The organism is Dyadobacter sandarakinus (assembly GCF_016894445.1).
Classification (GTDB): domain Bacteria; phylum Bacteroidota; class Bacteroidia; order Cytophagales; family Spirosomataceae; genus Dyadobacter; species Dyadobacter sandarakinus.
The window spans coordinates 4,275,127-4,292,652 of record NZ_CP056775.1 but is presented as its reverse complement, the minus strand read 5'-3'; the positions used below and the strand labels follow the sequence as shown (position 1 = coordinate 4,292,652).

Below are 17,526 nucleotides of genomic sequence, written 5' to 3'. Positions count from 1 at the left end.
GGGAAAATCCACGCAACCGGGAACGGTTCCGGGAACGGTTGCGTAAATTGATTGATTTTTTTCAAGATAAATTTTTGCGAATCAACGATCGGCTTCATAAACTAGGTATGAGGTTATGACTGACCTTTTGCGCTGCACCACTGACAATCCAGGAATTTTACCAGAAACCTAACCCAAGATCCACATGGAAGCTCAAACTTCTGCCTGCCCGGTACCTGCTGCTTTTGCGCAAAAAAACCTGCTTGAAAATCTTTTTGGAAAAGTAGTGGCCACGGGTGATTACCTGGCCTTCCGCGAGCTTTTCAACCGTTATTACTGCACGCTCTGCAACTATGCCATGCGCGTGGTGAGTACCCGCGAAATGGCCGAGGAAGTAGTTGCGGATGTTTTTGTCAAACTCTGGAAAAACCGCGAGCAGATAGAGGTACATACTTCCTTTCAGGCCTACATTTACCGCGCAGTACGAAACCAGGCGCTGGATTATCTCAAACTGCGCGTACACCGCCAGAATGAGCGCGAATCACTCGAATCCGTGCAATGGAATTTATCACATGCAGATCATTTTTCGCCGGCAGAAGAACTTTCATTCAATGAGTTTTTTAACCACGTTGAGGATTGCATCCGTGCATTGCCGCGCCAGTGCCAGCTTATTTTCAGACTGAGCCGGGAAGAAGGCCTGCGTTACCGCGACATAGCCGAACGCCTCGATATTTCTATCAAAACGGTGGAGACCCAGATGAGCCGGGCTTTAAAAGTACTGCGGGAAAGAGTGCCCGAGCATAGGCTGGTCGCTTAGGAGCTTTGGAAAGCCGGCTTTCGGCAGTCGGCTTTTTTTATTATACTGGTGCGTAGCATTTATTTAATTTAACAAATAAAGAAGGTCGATCACTGCAAGCCGGCTGCTGACAGCCGGCTGCCGACCACCCGGGTAACCTATGGCATTAGAACAAACATGGCGCTGGTTTGGGCCGAATGATCCGGTATCGCTGCCGGACATCCGGCAGGCCGGCGCGACGGGCATTGTAACAGCCCTGCATCATATTCCCAACGGGCAGGTTTGGGATATTTCTGAAATCAATGAGAGAAAAAGGCTGATTGAAGCCGCAGGACTTACCTGGTCGGTGGTGGAGAGCGTGCCCGTACACGAAGCAATAAAAACGCGGACAGGGGATTTTGAGACTTACATCCGGAACTACCAGCAGACACTCCTGAACCTGGGACAATGCGGCATTGATACGGTTTGTTACAACTTTATGCCTGTACTCGACTGGACGCGAACCGACCTGGACGCCCTCATGAAGGACGGCTCCACAGGATTGAGGTTTGATGCATCACAGTTTGCAGCATTTGACCTGTACCTGCTTGGACGCGAAGCAGCGGCGGATATGTATACCGAAGAGCAGCAGTCCGGCGCCAGAGCCTGGCTCGATGGTGCGACAGAAGAAGAGGTTAATAAACTGGTCCGCAATATTATAGCGGGTTTGCCCGGTTCGGAAGAAAGCTTTACCATTGAAGCATTCCGGGATGTACTGGCTACGTACCGGAACATCGGTGATCTTGAACTTCGTACGCATTTGTACCAGTTTGTGCAGGCGATCGGCCCGGTCGCTGAGCAGGCGGGTGTGCGGCTGGCAATTCACCCGGACGATCCTCCATACCCGATCCTGGGCCTTCCGCGTGTGGTAAGTACCGAAGACGATGCCGCCCGGTTGCTGGAAGCTTACGCCAGTGAGGTGAATGGGCTGTGTTTTTGCACGGGATCCTACGGCGTGCGGCCTGATAATGACCTGAGCGGGATGGTGCAGCGACTTGGTAGCAGGATTCATTTTATCCATTTGCGCGCCACAAAAAGGGAAGAAGACGGAAGCTTTTACGAAGCCGATCACCTCGATGGCGACGTGGATATGTATGCAGTGATGAAAGCATTGCTGCAGGAGCAGCAACACAGGCAGGAAGGCGGCCGCAATGATCTGCGGATGCCTTTCAGGCCCGATCATGGCCACCGCATGCTCGACGACCTGGGCAGCGGCAAAAAGACCAATCCGGGTTATACGGCCATCGGCCGGCTGCGCGGACTGGCGGAACTGCGCGGACTTGAGTATGGCATTGAAAGAAGTTTTTTGAAATAAACCCTGAGCAAAATGGCATCCATCACGAACCCGGTGCAGAGAACCTTTATCCGGGAAGATTTTCTTCTGCGTTCCGAAACTGCGCGCATTCTTTACCATGACTACGCAGCGGATATGCCGATCATTGATTACCACTGCCACCTTCCACCGGACCAGATTGCAGAAAACCGCCAGTTTGAAAACCTGACCCAGATTTGGTTGTACGGGGATCACTACAAATGGCGGGCAATGCGGGCTAACGGAGTGGATGAACGCTACTGCACCGGCGAGGCGGGTGACTGGGAAAAGTTTGAGCAATGGGCTGCGACCGTACCGTATACCATGCGAAACCCGCTGTACCATTGGACACACCTGGAACTGCTCAGGTATTTCGATATTGACATTATCTTGAATAAAGATTCAGCCCGGGAGATTTATGATGAATGCTCGGCCAAGCTCAGGCAGCCTGATTTTTCTGTCAGGGGTCTGCTTGAAAAAATGAATGTAAAGGTGGTTTGTACCACGGATGATCCTGCGGATTCGCTGACATACCACAGGCAAATAGCGGCTGACAGCTTTGGTACGCAGGTTCTTCCGACATTCAGACCGGATAAGTCCATGCTGCTGATTGATACGCCCCAGGAATTTATCCTGTATCTGAAACGCCTTGCGGATAGTACCCAGGCGGGAAACATCACGAGCTATGAAGGATTACTGGCAGCACTGCAGAACCGCCACGATTTTTTTGCGTCCATGGGCGGGCGGTTGTCTGATCACGGACTTGAAAATATCCCTTCTCATTTTGATGAAAACCTCGCCCGGCAGGCTTTTTCAGAAGCATTGAACGGGCAGGTGCCTTTACCCGCAGCCAGGGAGGCATTCAAGACAGTACTTCTTTTTGAAATGGCAAAAATGGACCATGCAAAAGGCTGGACGCAGCAGTTTCACCTGGGAGCATTGCGTAACAACAATGCACGCATGCTCCGTGAGCTCGGCCCGGATACAGGCTGGGATTCGATTGGGGATTACAGTCAGGCACGGGGACTGTCGCGGTTTTTTGACCAGCTTGACAGTACCGATCAACTGGCCAAAACCATATTGTATAACCTTAATCCTGCTGATAATGAGGTTTTTGCTACCATGACAGGAAACTATAATGATGGTAAAATAGCAGGTAAGATGCAGTTTGGTTCGGGCTGGTGGTTCCTGGACCAGAAAGACGGTATGGAGCGGCAGATGAATGCATTGTCCAATATGGGTTTACTAAGCCGGTTTGTAGGCATGCTGACAGATTCGCGCAGTTTTCTCTCGTATCCGCGACATGAATATTTTCGCAGGATCCTTTGTAATCTGATCGGTAATGATGTCGAAAACGGGGAGTTGCCCGGTGATATTCCGTGGCTTGGAAAGCTGGTGCAGGATATATGCTACTACAATGCAAAGGAATATTTTGGTTTTAAGATCTGATAAAATCAAAACCAACGAGATAGCCCGGTCAGGTGATTGGGCTATTTTCTTTATTTTTGGACGGTAATCAAATTCAACCTAACAAGCTGCGCCCTGTCACGGTGACGAAAGCAGTAAAGCATTAATATGGCTCAGATAGTCTCTTTCGGAGAAGTCCTCATGCGGCTTTCAACTCCCGGTTTCTCACGTTTTGAACAGGCACGACAACTTAATGTGACTTATGCCGGCGGCGAGGCCAATGTTTCCACCGCCCTGGCATACTGGGGGCATCATACGGCCCACGTCACCCGCTTTCCCGATTCTCCTATTGGCCGGGCTGCGGCCCAGTACCTGCATTTTCATGGTGTGGACATTTCGCATATCGTTTATGGCGGGCCGCGTATGGCGGTTTATTTTCTGGAAACCGGTGCTGCATTGCGCGGAAGCCAGATCGTTTACGACCGGGCCAACTCTTCACTGGCTGAGGTAAGCCCGGCGGATGTGGATTGGGAAAGTATCCTGAAAGATGCCAAATGGTTTCACTGGGCGGGCATTACGCCGGCCTTGTCACAGGGCGCTGCGGATACCTTGCTGGAAGGAATCAAAGTAGCCCGGAAATACGGACTCACGGTTTCGGGGGATATTTTTTACCGGGCCAACTTATGGAAATACGGTAAAAAGCCCTCAGAGATACTGCCTGCACTCACAGCCGGAACCGACATTGTAATTGCCAACAGTGAAAATATCAAAGAGATTTTCGGTATTTACGGAAACGATTTTAAACAATCCTGCGTCAATCTTCAGCAGGCTTATCCGCAGGTAAGAATGGTTGTAGATACCAAAAGAACCTCCATCAGTGCCTCGCACAATCTATTGCGCGCCTATCTCTGGAATGGTACCGAACTGCTTGAAACGGAAGACGTCGAGATTAATCCCATCGTGGACCGCGTAGGCGGGGGCGATGCATTCATTGCAGGGCTGATCCATGGTCTGATTACCTTTGATGATCAGCAGAAAGCCCTTGAATTCGGCGTTGCTGCCTCAGCCCTTAAACATACCATTGAAGGTGATGCACTGATCTCGACCATCGCCGAAGTAGAGGCGATCAGACAGGGAGAGACTTCCGGACGTATCAAAAGATAAGCTGCTATAGTACCCAAAAAACCAACAAGCCGCCGGACACGGGCCGGTGCATGCTGATATGGATAAAGAAACAATTCTGATTTTACTCAATGAAGTGGGCATACTTCCGCTTTTTTACGATGCCGACGTAGAAGTGGCCAAGGAAGTGATCAATGCCAGTTACCGGGGCGGTGCCCGGGCATTTGAGTTTACAAACCGGGGTGAGAATGCGTACAATGTATTCACTGCATTGGTGGCATATACCAAAGAGAGCCTGCCCGGTATGGCTATGGGTATCGGTACAATCTACGATGCCGAAACTGCTCAAAAGTACATTGATGCCGGTGCTGACTTCATTGTCACGCCCTGCTTGAACCCTGCGGTGGGTGCAGCTTGTCTGAAAGCCAACATTCCCTGGATTCCGGGTGTATCCACGCTCACGGAGATCTACAATGCACAGCAGGCCGGGGCGGAAGTGGTAAAGCTTTTCCCGGGTGAGGTGGTAGGATCAAAGTTTCTGCGGGCGATCCGCGGGCCTATGCCCAAGGTCAAAATTATGGTGACCGGCGGCGTGCAGCCTACGTCCGAAAGCATCAATGAGTGGTTCGGTGCCGGTGCCTATGCGGTAGGTCTGGGATCTAACCTGTTTCCCAAAGATGTGCTTGCGGCAGGAGATTATGGCTGGATCGAGCAAAAGGTAGCCGACAGCATTGCGCTTGTGAGTGCATTCAGAAAAGGAAGCTGAAATTATGGCTCAGTATACCTGAGTTCAGGATAAGAACTCAGGTATACTAGTCAGCTTACCGTTTTTTTATCAAAAAACATTAATCCTTTTTGCGTGCTTCGCGGGCTTCTTTTCTCTTCTCTTTACGCGCTTTCCGCTTTTCTTTCCGGGCTTCTTTTTTCTCTTTCCGCTTTTCCTTCCGGTCTTTCCTTACCTGCTTGATCGTATCTTTCAGATTGAGTGACGAGTCGTATTCGGCCTTAAAGGCCTCTACGTAGGCATTCCGGAGTACATTGATGACAATCGGCCAGAGGTCTGTGGAAATATTGCCAATGTCGCCTTTTAAGGGAATGCGCGTAGCTACCTGGTCCCGTTTTTTATTTTCAAGGATAAATGAGCCTGTTTCTGCCAGCAACTCCCGGAAAAACTGGCCTACGTTCCGGTTCTCTTCTTTCAGCTTGAAGATCTTCATATCCTTCGTCAGTGGTTTCAGATAGCCTTCCAGCTTGCCATCCTTCATTTCCATTTCACTGACTACGGTCAGGGAGCCTTTTTCAAAATCAATGTTACCATACTGTCGCGAGAGATTGTTCAGCTTCACAAGCTGCAGATCCTGCAAACGCATGTTGTAATCAAAGTCCGGGATTTGTTTCAGCAGCATCATGTTGGCATCAAAAATGAGCTTTCCGCCGAATCCCGGCATATCTCCCGTCGCGTGCACCGGGGAGGGAAGTTTTCTGCCTTTTTCTTCCACATTCCGGATATTCTCGATTTCCAGGTTAAAGTTGTTCAGGGAAAGGTCTGTCCTGGGCTGCGTGACAATGCTGGTGAGGTTAATCCTCCCATCATTAATCACAAAACGGTTTATTTCAATGGGTAACAGGTCTTTGATCACCTGTGTCCAATCGTTTTCCTTACCCGTCTGGCTGGCACTTTCGTTATCGCTGAATGCAAAGTTGACCTCCGGGCGGGTACATTTTACCTCTGCCACGAGTTTTCCTTTGAGGATCGGCTCCCACTGTATGGCCAGGTCCATCTGCGGAATGCTGATAAATGGTTCTTTGATCTTCCCATTGATCTTGCGGATGTTCATGCTGTCAATCTGATAGGCACCCCGGATCAGGTGGATGTCCACATCGGAAATATGCCCTGTATAGCCGTCCATATCAGCGAGCACTTTATTCACATATCTCAGCACAAAGTAGGGGAGCAGTAAGCGGGCTATGATCAGGAGTACCACTACTCCGATCATTATTTTGGCGGATTTTTTCACTGTGTGGACGTTTTCAGATAAGAGCTGGTTCAAAAATTTTACAGCAATGCCAAAAAATGATACCAATACTTTTTAATTTTAAAAGTGAGTAACCGTTTTACGTTTAGTCATTTATATGTTTACCGCCGCAATAATTTTATCACTGACCTTCACCTTGCTCGGTTTTTTCGTAACCGTCAACAATGCGAAGTACATCCTCTCCGGATACAATACCATGTCGGAGGCGGATCGTGCTAAAATGGATATTGAGCAGTACCTGCGCTTTTTCAAGCGTTTTCACCTGATTCTGGGCGCTACGCTGCTGGCCGGCTACCTCATTCTTCAAAGCATTAATAACAACTGGGCAAGTGCTTACCTGATCCTGTACCCACTGCTTTCCTATGTTTTTCTGATTGGGAAAGGGGTGACTTTTTACCACGGCACGAGCGGTCAGCGGGTCGGAACTTTTGTAGGGATGGCCATACTGGTGGTGATTACCATCGCCATAGGCATGCAATTATTTGCCAGTTTGCGTAACAGTGAGGTATTTCTGACGATCGATCAGGTGCAGATTAAAGGAATGTACGGTATCAGGATCGATAAGGACGATATTACCGGCATCGCGCTGGTGCGGGAGCTGCCGCCCATTTCGCATAAAACAAATGGTTTCGCGGCAGGAAATTTTGCGAAGGGCAGCTTCAAAACAGTTGACGGGCAGCCTGTGAGGCTTTACGTAAACAAAAAAGCGAAGCCTTTCCTGGAAATCAGAACTACCGGGCACGAAGCTGTGTATTACAGCTCCGATGAAATGCCCGCAGTAGACGTATACCGCCAGCTGCGTACCTGGCGGATAGAATAATCAGAGTTCTTCGGGCGAGATGCCGGTACCTTCCAGCATATAGCCCTGCACCGCATCCAGAAAGCCCGGAAGCAGCGTCAGGTCCGTTCCCCATACAGAAACATCCCCCAGTACCTGCGCAGCCAGGTCAGCAGGTGAGGCTGCATTCTTCCACTTTTCATCAAAATATGCAGCCGAGTCGCACCGGATGGAGTAAGGCTCCCCATTTCTTTCACCGTAATAAGCGCCATTTTTGTGATAAACAGGCTTCATAAATCTTAGATACGCTGCAAATCCTTCTGCAAATCGCTGCGGTACCCGCTCGCTGTGCCGGTAGTGGTTCAACAGCGTAGGGATGTTGCGCATTTTCATTTTGGCGGTATACTGCACCGTGATATCTACCAGCTGATGACGGATAAATGGATTTCGGAAGCGGTCAAGTACCTGCTCTCCGAAGGTTTGTGCCTGGGCAGGATCCACTTCGTAAGGAATGGCTGGGGCCAGTTCTTCCAGCATCAGCCCGCGAACAAAGGCGGCTGCTTCCGGATCGGCCTGGGTTTGTGACACCAGGTCAAAACCTTTCAGAAAACAGTAACCTGATGTAAGCGTATGAGTGCCATTGAGCAGGCGAAGTTTCAGTTCTCTGAACAAATCAATGTCTGGCGCGACAATCACACCAGAATCTGCCTGTGCAAAGCTGAGACGTGATTTTACAAAATCATTTCCTTCGATTGCCCAAAGCCGGTATACCTCAGAAACAATAAACAGCTCATCCTCAAAGTCGTGTTTTGCCAGGATCTCTGCGACTACGGACAAGTCGGGCTTGCCGGGTACAATCCTGTCTACCAATGAATCGCAAAAATAGTTGTCTTCTTCCAGCCAGCGTCGGAAAGAAGCGTCCAGCCCGTGCCTCGAAGCTTGTTCCAGTACGATCTCGCGCAGGCGGGTGCCGTTTTCAACGATCAGCTCGGTGGGTATGATAATCATCCCGGTTCCGGCATCGCCGCCAAGTGCATTGAAACGTTCGAGCAGGTAAGCGGTAAGTTTTCCTGGGAAAGACGCAGGAGGACTGGCAAAAATGTCATCTTCTACCAGTTGAATCCCCACTTCAGTTGTGTTGGAAATAACAATGTTCAGCTCCGGATTGCGTGCGCAGGCCAGGATGTCAGACCAGTTTTCGCTTGCTGTAAGCGTGCGGCTGATGGCGGTGTTGATGATAAATTCGTCTGTCTCTGTCCCATTTTCAATGCCACGGATGCTGTGGGAAAAGATATGCTGCTGCTGCTCAAAGTCGCTGGTCGTACCACCCGTCGATTTTACAACCACAATACGCCCATTGAAAATCCCCTGCTCATTTGCTTTATGGATAAAATAGTCGGGCAGGCCACGCAGGAGCACACCCGTACCAAACTGAATCACCTTTTCGGGCAGGGATAAAAGACGTTCGTAGTCGGGGACGAGTCCCGGGCGCTGGGCCAGCAGTTGTGGTGAAAGCAGCATTGATCTCAATTTAAAATCCAGTATATGGGACGGTTTTTCCAAATAACCACCCCTAAGCAAAAGAGACGCCCGAAAGCGTCTCTTTTCTTGTATGTCCTATAAAAATCTATACCCCAAGGGTTACGTAGCCGGCTTCTTCCTTCTCTTTCTTCTCGTCGGGAAAAACAAACTGCGTTGCATTTTTTACTTTTTCGGGGAGCAATGCAATGTTCAGCACCTCATCAACCTGGTCTACATAATGGAAACTAAGGTCCTTGATGTAGTTGGCAGGTACTTCCTCCACATCCTTTTTGTTTTTGATACAAAGAATAATCTCCCGCACACCTGCCCTGCGTGCTGCAAGGATTTTCTCCTTCACACCGCCCACTGGCAGCACCTTGCCGCGCAGCGTAATCTCTCCGGTCATCGCAATGTACGGCTTCACTTTCCGCTGCGTAAATATAGATGCCATGGAAGTAGCCATCGTGACACCGGCAGACGGTCCGTCTTTGGGGACAGCACCCGCAGGTACGTGCACATGGAGATCGTAATAGTTAAAAATGCGGTAATCGATACCCAGGCGGTCGGCATTGGCTTTGAGGTAGGAGAGGGCAGCTACGGCCGATTCCTTCATCACATCACCCAGCTGACCCGAGAGCGTCAGGTTACCTTTGCCGCGGCTGAGACTGGTTTCAATAAATAATATTTCGCCGCCTACGGAAGTCCATGCAAGCCCGGTAACCACGCCTGCAAAGTCATTATCCTGGTAAAGGTCTTTATCAAAGATCTCTGCACCGAGATACTTTTCTATCTGGGCCGCCTTGATCGTACGCGGGTACTCCTGCTCCATCGCCACAGACTTCGCCACTTTCCGGATTACCGTCCCGATCTTTTGTTCCAGGTTCCGTACGCCCGACTCGCGGGTATATCCTTCAATAATGCGCAGCAATGCACCGTCTTCCAGCTTGATATCATTGGATTTCAGCCCGTGGTCTTTGCGCTGCTTGGGAAGCAGGTACCTTTTGGCAATCTGCAGTTTTTCCTCAATGGTATAACCGGTCATCTCAATGATCTCCATCCGGTCGCGCAGGGCGGGATGAATCGTATCCAGACCATTCGCTGTCGCTACAAAAAGCACTTTTGAAAGATCATACTCCACTTCCAGGTAATTGTCCGTAAACGAAGCATTTTGTTCAGGGTCAAGCACTTCCAGCAAAGCCGAAGAAGGGTCGCCCCGGTAGTCGGAGCTTACTTTATCAATTTCGTCTAAAATAAAAACGGGATTACCTGAGCCTGCTTTTTTGATATTCTGGATGATTTTCCCGGGCATCGCACCGATATATGTCTTGCGGTGACCGCGAATCTCAGCTTCGTCGTGCACACCGCCCAGCGCCATGCGGATGTACTCCCGGTTCAACGCCTTTGCAATGGACTTGCCCAGGGAAGTTTTACCTACGCCCGGAGGGCCATACAGGCAAAGGATCGGTGCTTTCAGGTTACCTTTCAGTTTCAGCACTGCGAGGTACTCTATGATACGCTCTTTTACTTTTTCAAGACCAAAATGGTCTGCATCAAGAATCTTCTGAGCGCGTACCAGGTCAAAATTGTCTTTGGTAAAATGCCCCCACGGAAGCTCTATCAAGGTTTCAAGATAGTTGAGCGTTACCGGGTAGTCGGGTGCCATGGGATTAATGCGCTGTAACTTACTGAGCTCTTTTTCAAAATGGCTGCGCACGGTGTCCGGCCACTTTTTCTGGGTAGCTTTCAGCCTGATTTCGTCCAGGTCGCGCTCGGGACTGTCCATTCCAAGCTCGTCGTGCAGTACCTTGATCTGCTGGCGTAGAAAATAATCACGTTGCTGCTGATCAATGTCGGAGCTTGCTTTGGTCTGGATCTCACGTTTAAGTTCCAGCATTTCAATCTCCCGCATCATGTATTGCAGCAGCAGGGTAGCTTGTTTGTGACCGTTTCTTTCTTCAAGCAGCTTTTGCTTGTCAGCGACTTCCACATTGATGTTGGAAGAAAGAAAATGGATCAGGAAAATCGGGCTTTCAATATTATCAAGTGCGATCCGGGCTTCCTGAGGAATTTCAGGGTTGAGGCGCATGATCTTATGCGCTCCGTCACGCAGGGACTGGAGTAATGCCTTGGACTCTTTTTTATTGGGACTTGCAAATAAATCTTCAATGGATTTGACCTCTGCGGTAAGATAAGGCTCTTCATGCACCACCGTCATGATTTCAAAACGCTGCCTTCCCTGTACGATGATCGTCACGTTGCCATCCGGCAGGGTGATCATTTTCAGGATCTGCGCAACCGTACCGATGTTATACAAATCCTCCGCAGTGGGGTCCTCCTTGTTGGGAGCAGCCTGTGTTACAGCACCGAGGATCCGCTGGTTGATGTCGGAGTTGCGGTATATTTTTTTGACTAAACGAATTGCTTTCTGGCGTACTACGGTCACAGGGATTACCATTCCCGGGAAGAGAACAGTTTGTCTGATAGGTAATATGGGAAGTTCATTCGGAAGTTCGAAGGGCTCATCGGACCCGTCCGGTCCACCCAATGGCACAATTTCTAAGCTATCCATGTCCGAATCGGACATCAGCAGCCGACTATATAAATCAGAAGGTTCAAATTTCATAGGCGTTCTGTCAAATTGACAGATAATCATATCCCAATATATAAATAATCAATTTCCGAAGAAAGGGATTGTAAAACAAAATAGCCATGCCAGCGTCTTGCCTGACAGCTGCCGTTTTGCTACAAATTGTGTATTGTCTGACCTTTTTTGAAGAGGTAGGTCTTCTTTTCGGAAGTAAATTTGACATTGGTCATATTCACCTGATCGTCAAACACTTCCATTAAGGTACTGTTTTGAAGACGACAACCGGCGAGTGTTCCCTGATAAGGAATTTCGAGGTACACCCAGGTAGCGTCTTCCTCCTGTTCCTTTCCGATGTAATGCAAAGCCGCAGGCTTGCGGGTCCCATCCGTCAGTACAAACGATTTCCGGATGTACCGCTCTACCAGCGGGTCATTTTTGTCACCATTTTTGACGAGAATACGCTGCCCTGCACTTTCTGTCAATGCTTTTTCCAGATCGTCCGTAAAGATGCGGATGCTGATTTCGAAAGCCTTCTGAGCAGGATTGTACTGCATCTGGGTTACACTGACGTGGTATTCGTGTAGGGAAGCAGCCAGGAGAAATGGGAGAGAGAGGACGGCAATAATCACAAAGAACCTTCCTCTCAGAAACCCATTATTTCTTTTATCAGAAAACTGCTTTCCAAACATCATTGAATATCGCGAAGGCCATTAAACCCAGCAGGAGCACCATCCCTACTTTCTGGGCATTTTCAAGGAACTGGTCGGAAGGCTTGCGTCCTGAAACGATTTCGTAGGACAATATGACCGCATGCCCGCCATCCAGCGCGGGGATCGGCAATGCATTCATGAATGCAAGTACCATGGAAAGAAGACCGGTAAGACGCCAGAAACGCGACCAGTCCCAAACACCGCCGAACATCCGGGCAATGCCGATCGGGCCGCTCAGTGCCTTCGACGGTGAAACTTCTCCCCTGAATATTTTACCAAAACCTTTCAGGTTATTGTAAACCACTGCAAAAGCCTCTTCTGTTCCTTCACTGATAGCCTGCGGCAATGTGAATTCCACAGACGTATATTTCAGCTGGGATTGAGGATAAAATCCGATGGTACCTTCGGGAGACACCTGCATCGGCAGTGACTTGCGTTCGCCGCCACGATCCACTACCAGCGTTACATTGCGGCCTTTCAGCTTTTGCAGCTCGGCTTGCAGATTATGGAAAAACGGTACCGGTGTATTGTTAATGGAAATTACCTTATCACCTGTTTTGAGACCAGCCTTTTCAGCAGGAAGGTCAGGAACCAGCTCGCCGATTACAAAAGGCTCCACGGGAAGGATAAAGTTGCCTTTCTCCTCAGGGTCTGCAAGTTTTTCGATAAAGTTATTCGGAATATCAATTTCTACCTCGCGGCCATTACGGTCGACCGTATAGGAACTGTTGCTGCCCAGGAAAACTTCCGAGCTCACGACTTCCTTGAAGTTGGAAAAGGGTTTTCCATTCACACGAATGATTTTATCGCCCGTTTTCAACCCGATCTCCTGCGCCAGCTCACCGGCTACAATGCCATGCTTGTTGACTTCGGAAACTGAAAGGTACTTTTCACCCTCGTGGTAGGCAATGACGATGAAGATAAAGATACCGACGATCACGTTTACAAAAATACCGCCGAGCATCACGATCAGCCGCTGCCAGGCCGGCTTGGAGCGAAACTCCCAGGGCTGGGGCTCCTTATTCATGGCCTCGGTATCCATCGACTCGTCGATCATCCCCGAAATTTTTACAAATCCTCCCAGCGGAATAGCGCCAATACCGTATTCTGTTTCACCTCTTTGTATGCTGAATATCTTTGGGGGAAAACCGATGAAGTACTTTTCAACCCGCATCCCGAACATTTTCGCAGCGGCCATATGCCCCCACTCGTGCAGACCTACCAAAATGGACAAACCCAGTATGAGTTGTCCCGCCATTATTAATACTTCCATTCAGGTTCTCTTTTCTAAAATTGTAATGATCTGAAACTGATACCTAAGCACCCTGAGGGTTTGGGCAATTAGTACTGTAAACGTAAATGTGCTCAGTAAAGTTACGTAATAACCCGACAACGTCAGAATATGCAGCTTAATTACCCCTGCCTGCTCCGGTCGTCAGATCGATGTCGATGCCCATCATACGCATCAGTTCAGAGGCATTGAAGCTCCGGCAAATGCCCTCATGCAGCCGGTAGTCGAAGTGCAGCCGGCCATCTTCCACATCGGACCGGAAATGAAAGTTGTGCACGAAGCGCTCGGTCGCTCCCCACTCTCCCAGTTCAAGATCGTGCGTGGAAACCAATCCGGATGCATTCCTGGTATGCAGCTGCCGGATCAGCGCCTCTGCTCCCCGGTGACGGTCGGCAGAGTTGGTACCTTTCAGGATTTCGTCCAGCAGATAAAACACCGGACTGCCGCCCGGCTCTGCTGCCAGTTTGAGCAGGCTTCGCAGCCGCTTTAATTCTGCATAGAATGAGGACGTACTCTCTTCCAGGGAGTCCTGGGTACGCATGCTGCTGAAAACGCGCAGAGGCGTACAAGTAAACGATACAGCTGAAACAACTGCACCCATTTGCGCCAGCACAATATTGAGACCCAGGGTACGCAGAAATGTACTTTTTCCCGACATATTGGAGCCTGTCACCAGTACCGTATGCCCTGTACCTTCCATATCAAAACTATTGCTTACACGTTTTCCGGCAGGAATCAGCGGATGGCCCATGTCACGGGTTGCAATGCGTACTTCCGGCATACGGGTTACCTCAGGAGCAACACAGGCCGGATTTGCAAATGCATAGCCTCCCAGGCTGCCGATCGCTTCCACATCGGCGAGTACGTCCAGCCAGTCGTTCAGATGCGTCTGATGTTGTTTTTTCCAGCTCTCCAGCGCAGCCAGGCAATGCAGGTCCCAGAAGACCGGTATTCCCACGAGTATGCCAAAAAAGGGATTGTTGCGGTAATCCAGCCGGCCAAACCACGTGCCGGCCTCTTGGAGTGCAGCCGGCGCATTTGCAAATTTTTCTCTGCGCACAGACCACCAAGCCGCGCTGAATGGCGCATCACCGGCCAGTTTGAGCAGGTCGGCATAAGCAACCAGGGTTTGTCCGAGAGCAGTCGTGCGATTGGTTACAGATGCGATTGTTGCCTGAAACTGTCTCAAAATCACCAGGTGCAGTGCCAGGCTGAGAACGACTGTCCAACCGGGAAGGATGTGAAAAATAGCCAGTGCGGCGATGGTCAGGGTTACAACGCTCCACCAGCGCCAGCGCAATGCTTTTTCGAGATGATGCGGGAGCGGTTCAGACGTCCACGCCCGGAACTCGCTTACCTGTCCGGCGGCATTTTTGTGCAGCAATGCCGTGGCTTCCCAGGTTTGTACAAAATGCGGATGACGGCTCAGCTCCGAGGCGGCCTGCTGGCGGGCCGCTATTTCATCCGGCTCAGCATGGTTCAGCAGCCAGTGGGCAAGTCTGCGGCTTCCCTCGGCTGTGCGCGTATGATTGAGCAGCTTGTATAGTGAGTATGCACCGAAAATGTCAAGGTCGGAAGCAAATGCATGGTCTTTCTGCTGAAACTGCACACCCGTATCTGCTCTGATGAACCGGTATTCAAGGCGTTCAAGCTCTTCTTCATTCACAGCGGCCAGGTTGTGCCGGAAGTCACGCTCGCGCCGCGTCACCTGCTGCCGGCGCATCAGCCACAGAAATACGGGAATTAATACTGCAACACCGATACCCCAGAATGGCTGGCCTGTACGGTTCCATAAAAAGATGCTCAGCAGAATGCCCGCAAACACAGCAAGGCGAAGGATTGCAAGCTGGTTGAACCGGAGCGCAGCGGCTTGTTCAAGCTGCCGGGCTTCTTTTAGTTCTTTTTCAAAAAAATCCCGGGGGGATGTGCTTATGCTGTGTGGCTCCATTAAAGGTCTTCGGCGGTTTCAAACTGCAATCTGATCAGGTTGGCGTACAATCCGTTGTCCACCAGGCTTAACTCCTGGTGCGTACCTGACTCTGCAATTTTACCTTCACGGATCACATAAATCATATCTACTTTACGAATGGTCGCCAAGCGGTGAGCAATGACAATCGTAGTCCGGTTTTTCATTAATTCATCCAATGCTACCTGTACCAGCTTTTCCGACTCTGCGTCCAGCGAGCTGGTGGCTTCGTCAAGGATCAGGATTTTGGGGTCTTTCAGGATCGCCCGTGCGATGGCAATGCGCTGCCGCTGGCCGCCGGAGAGCTTGATGCCCCTTTCACCCACTACGGTCTCAAACTTTTCAGGAAAAGAAAGGATAAATTCCAGCGCATGCGCACGCCGCGCCGCATCATAAATCTCATCCCGTGTTGCCGAAGGTTTTCCGTATGCAATGTTTTCATAAATCGTCCCCCCGAAAAGCATTACCTCCTGCGGAACGACGGCTATGTTTTTCCTGAGTTCTGAAATGCCAAAGGAAGTAATTGACTGACCGTCAATGCTGATCTCACCCGATTGAAAATCGTAAAAACGCATCAGCAGCTGCACAATGGTAGATTTGCCCGCACCGCTGTACCCGACCAGCGCAACTTTTTCACCTGCACGCACATGGAAGGAAATGCCTTTTAGTACCGTCAGGTCGGAGCGGGAAGGGTATGAAAAATGTACATTGTCGTAAATGATCTCACCGCGTACCCGCTGTGTATCAGGATTGTCTATTACCGACAGGTCGATTTCAGGTGTTTCTTTCAGAATTTCAAAAATCCGCTCGGATGCTCCCACAGTTTTGTTGAGCTGCGCGTACAAGTCGCCCATACCGCTGATAGAGGCGCCTATAAAAGTGGTGTACAAAATAAATGTAAACAGGTCCGACAGTCCAAACTCACCCGATTGCACCAGCCCTGCCCCGTACCACACCACACCCACAATGCCGCCGAACAATGCAAAAATGATGAAGGAAACAAACCCGCCCCGGAACCTGGCCGCATATAGCGACAGGTCTACTACTCTTTGCAGGATGGTTTTGTAGCGGTTTACTTCCAGCGGCTCATTTGTAAATGCCTTTACCACATTCACGGACTGTAATGTTTCTTCCACCACCACATTCGCAGCCGCCAGCTCATCCTGGGCGATCTTGGACAGCCGCCGCATATGCCGCCCAAAAAACACCGAGGCGATCACAAGGAGCGGGAAGGTGGCAAGCATAAACAGCGTGAGCTTCCAGGAAGTATAAAAAAGAATGGAGATCCCGACGATCAGCGTGGCAATTTGACGGAAAATTTCAGCCAGGGTAAAAGAAAGCAGTCCCTGCAGTTGGGAGACATCGGAAGTAATGCGGCTGGTGAGCTCGCCTACCCGCCGCTGTTCCAGAAAGCTGATGGGAAGCGTAATAATTTTACTGAAAACATCCGAGCGGATGTTGGTCATGGCCATTTCGCTCACCTGCGTAAACAGGTAAATGCGGAAAAATGAAAATACCGCCTGGCAGATCAGCACCACAAAAAGGAAAAGTGTGATCTGATTGATGGTATAGGGCGATTTTCCTTCAATGACTTCAATGATGCTGCCTACCAGCTTGGGAAATGCCAGCGAAGTACCTGTGGACAAAGCCAGAAAGATCATCCCGATGAAGAACCGCCAGCGATAGGGGCGCAGGTATCCAAAGATATCCAGTGTGATCCGCAAACCTTCCCAGCTGATTTTCCTGACGGCAAGGGGGGCATCGGTCCCGTATTTTTTTTCACTCATTGTAATATAAAGATCGTGTATGGTATAAGACGCACGAGGCGGAAAAAACCTTTGTCCGGTATGCGGCCTCAGGCCAAAAGTAGCTAATAAAAGCGAGCCTTTTGGGTGTGGTTGCCGGGTAGCTGCCCAGGCTTGTTGCGGAAGGTTAAAAAAAAGTTGAAATTGTTTGAGGTGTTCAAGCAACCTCCGGCGAGC

At 50.0% G+C, this 17,526-nt stretch carries 13 protein-coding genes; 6 read left to right on the top strand and 7 right to left on the bottom strand.

What is annotated here, in order from left to right; all coding sequences use genetic code 11:
- Positions 1-184 precede the first annotated feature (184 nt).
- The 5 genes from HWI92_RS17345 (at position 185) to HWI92_RS17325 (ending at position 5,421) form a co-directional block, all read left to right on the top strand.
- Positions 185-796 (top strand): RNA polymerase sigma-70 factor, encoded by a 612-nt coding sequence (locus HWI92_RS17345; RefSeq protein ID WP_204657601.1) that lies wholly within the window; start codon positions 185-187, stop codon positions 794-796.
- A 139-nt stretch (positions 797-935) separates the two neighbouring features.
- Positions 936-2,129: a mannonate dehydratase gene (gene uxuA / locus HWI92_RS17340; RefSeq protein ID WP_204657599.1), complete on the top strand. Its 1,194-nt coding sequence runs from the start codon at positions 936-938 to the stop codon at positions 2,127-2,129.
- A gap of 12 nt (positions 2,130-2,141) precedes the next feature.
- Entirely contained in the window at positions 2,142-3,575 is a 1,434-nt protein-coding gene (uxaC, locus tag HWI92_RS17335; protein ID WP_204657597.1) for a glucuronate isomerase, read from the top strand.
- A gap of 126 nt (positions 3,576-3,701) precedes the next feature.
- Positions 3,702-4,697: a sugar kinase gene (locus HWI92_RS17330; protein WP_204657595.1), complete on the top strand. Its 996-nt coding sequence runs from the start codon at positions 3,702-3,704 to the stop codon at positions 4,695-4,697.
- 58 nt (positions 4,698-4,755) lie between these two features.
- Positions 4,756-5,421: a bifunctional 4-hydroxy-2-oxoglutarate aldolase/2-dehydro-3-deoxy-phosphogluconate aldolase gene (locus tag HWI92_RS17325; RefSeq protein ID WP_204657593.1), complete on the top strand. Its 666-nt coding sequence runs from the start codon at positions 4,756-4,758 to the stop codon at positions 5,419-5,421.
- Between the two features lie 79 nt (positions 5,422-5,500).
- Here HWI92_RS17325 and HWI92_RS17320 read toward each other — a convergent pair whose 3' ends face one another.
- Positions 5,501-6,673 (bottom strand): DUF748 domain-containing protein, encoded by a 1,173-nt coding sequence (locus HWI92_RS17320; protein WP_204657591.1) that lies wholly within the window; start codon positions 6,671-6,673, stop codon positions 5,501-5,503.
- Positions 6,674-6,788: 115 nt separating this feature from the next.
- On the opposite strand from HWI92_RS17320, the gene HWI92_RS17315 reads away from it, so the two are divergent.
- Positions 6,789-7,511, top strand: a complete 723-nt coding sequence (locus tag HWI92_RS17315) for a DUF3784 domain-containing protein (RefSeq protein ID WP_204657589.1) — start codon at positions 6,789-6,791, stop codon at positions 7,509-7,511.
- On the opposite strand, the gene HWI92_RS17310 is transcribed toward HWI92_RS17315, so the two are convergent.
- The 6 genes from HWI92_RS17310 to HWI92_RS17285 form a co-directional block, all read right to left on the bottom strand.
- Positions 7,512-8,990, bottom strand: coding sequence for a tagaturonate reductase (locus HWI92_RS17310; RefSeq protein ID WP_204657587.1), 1,479 nt, complete (start codon positions 8,988-8,990; stop codon positions 7,512-7,514).
- Between the two features lie 106 nt (positions 8,991-9,096).
- Positions 9,097-11,613: an endopeptidase La gene (gene lon, locus HWI92_RS17305; RefSeq protein ID WP_229248206.1), complete on the bottom strand. Its 2,517-nt coding sequence runs from the start codon at positions 11,611-11,613 to the stop codon at positions 9,097-9,099.
- Between the two features lie 119 nt (positions 11,614-11,732).
- Positions 11,733-12,269 (bottom strand): DUF6702 family protein, encoded by a 537-nt coding sequence (locus tag HWI92_RS17300; protein ID WP_229248204.1) that lies wholly within the window; start codon positions 12,267-12,269, stop codon positions 11,733-11,735.
- Positions 12,244-13,560, bottom strand: coding sequence for an RIP metalloprotease RseP (gene rseP, locus HWI92_RS17295; protein WP_204657584.1), 1,317 nt, complete (start codon positions 13,558-13,560; stop codon positions 12,244-12,246). Before rseP ends, HWI92_RS17300 begins: the two co-directional genes overlap by 26 nt.
- Positions 13,561-13,696: 136 nt before the next feature.
- Positions 13,697-15,526, bottom strand: a complete 1,830-nt coding sequence (locus HWI92_RS17290) for a MutS-related protein (protein WP_204657582.1) — start codon at positions 15,524-15,526, stop codon at positions 13,697-13,699.
- A complete protein-coding gene (locus tag HWI92_RS17285; RefSeq protein WP_204657580.1) occupies positions 15,526-17,331 on the bottom strand; it encodes an ABC transporter ATP-binding protein in 1,806 nt (601 codons plus the stop codon). The genes HWI92_RS17290 and HWI92_RS17285 overlap by 1 nt, the downstream gene beginning before the upstream one ends.
- Between the last annotated feature and the right edge of the window lie 195 nt (positions 17,332-17,526).

Excerpts from the sequence above, each read along its gene's own strand:
- HWI92_RS17315 (WP_204657589.1), top strand. The coding sequence starts at position 6,789 with ATGTTTACCGCCGCAATAATTTTATCACTGACCTTCACCTTGCTCGGT.
- HWI92_RS17310 (WP_204657587.1), bottom strand. The coding sequence starts at position 8,990 with ATGCTGCTTTCACCACAACTGCTGGCCCAGCGCCCGGGACTCGTCCCC.
- HWI92_RS17325 (WP_204657593.1), top strand. The coding sequence starts at position 4,756 with ATGGATAAAGAAACAATTCTGATTTTACTCAATGAAGTGGGCATACTT.
- HWI92_RS17330 (WP_204657595.1), top strand. The coding sequence starts at position 3,702 with ATGGCTCAGATAGTCTCTTTCGGAGAAGTCCTCATGCGGCTTTCAACT.
- HWI92_RS17300 (WP_229248204.1), bottom strand. The coding sequence starts at position 12,269 with ATGATGTTTGGAAAGCAGTTTTCTGATAAAAGAAATAATGGGTTTCTG.
- uxuA (WP_204657599.1), top strand. The coding sequence starts at position 936 with ATGGCATTAGAACAAACATGGCGCTGGTTTGGGCCGAATGATCCGGTA.
- HWI92_RS17345 (WP_204657601.1), top strand. The coding sequence starts at position 185 with ATGGAAGCTCAAACTTCTGCCTGCCCGGTACCTGCTGCTTTTGCGCAA.
- HWI92_RS17285 (WP_204657580.1), bottom strand. The coding sequence starts at position 17,331 with ATGAGTGAAAAAAAATACGGGACCGATGCCCCCCTTGCCGTCAGGAAA.
- HWI92_RS17290 (WP_204657582.1), bottom strand. The coding sequence starts at position 15,526 with ATGGAGCCACACAGCATAAGCACATCCCCCCGGGATTTTTTTGAAAAA.
- uxaC (WP_204657597.1), top strand. The coding sequence starts at position 2,142 with ATGGCATCCATCACGAACCCGGTGCAGAGAACCTTTATCCGGGAAGAT.
- lon (WP_229248206.1), bottom strand. The coding sequence starts at position 11,613 with ATGAAATTTGAACCTTCTGATTTATATAGTCGGCTGCTGATGTCCGAT.
- rseP (WP_204657584.1), bottom strand. The coding sequence starts at position 13,560 with ATGGAAGTATTAATAATGGCGGGACAACTCATACTGGGTTTGTCCATT.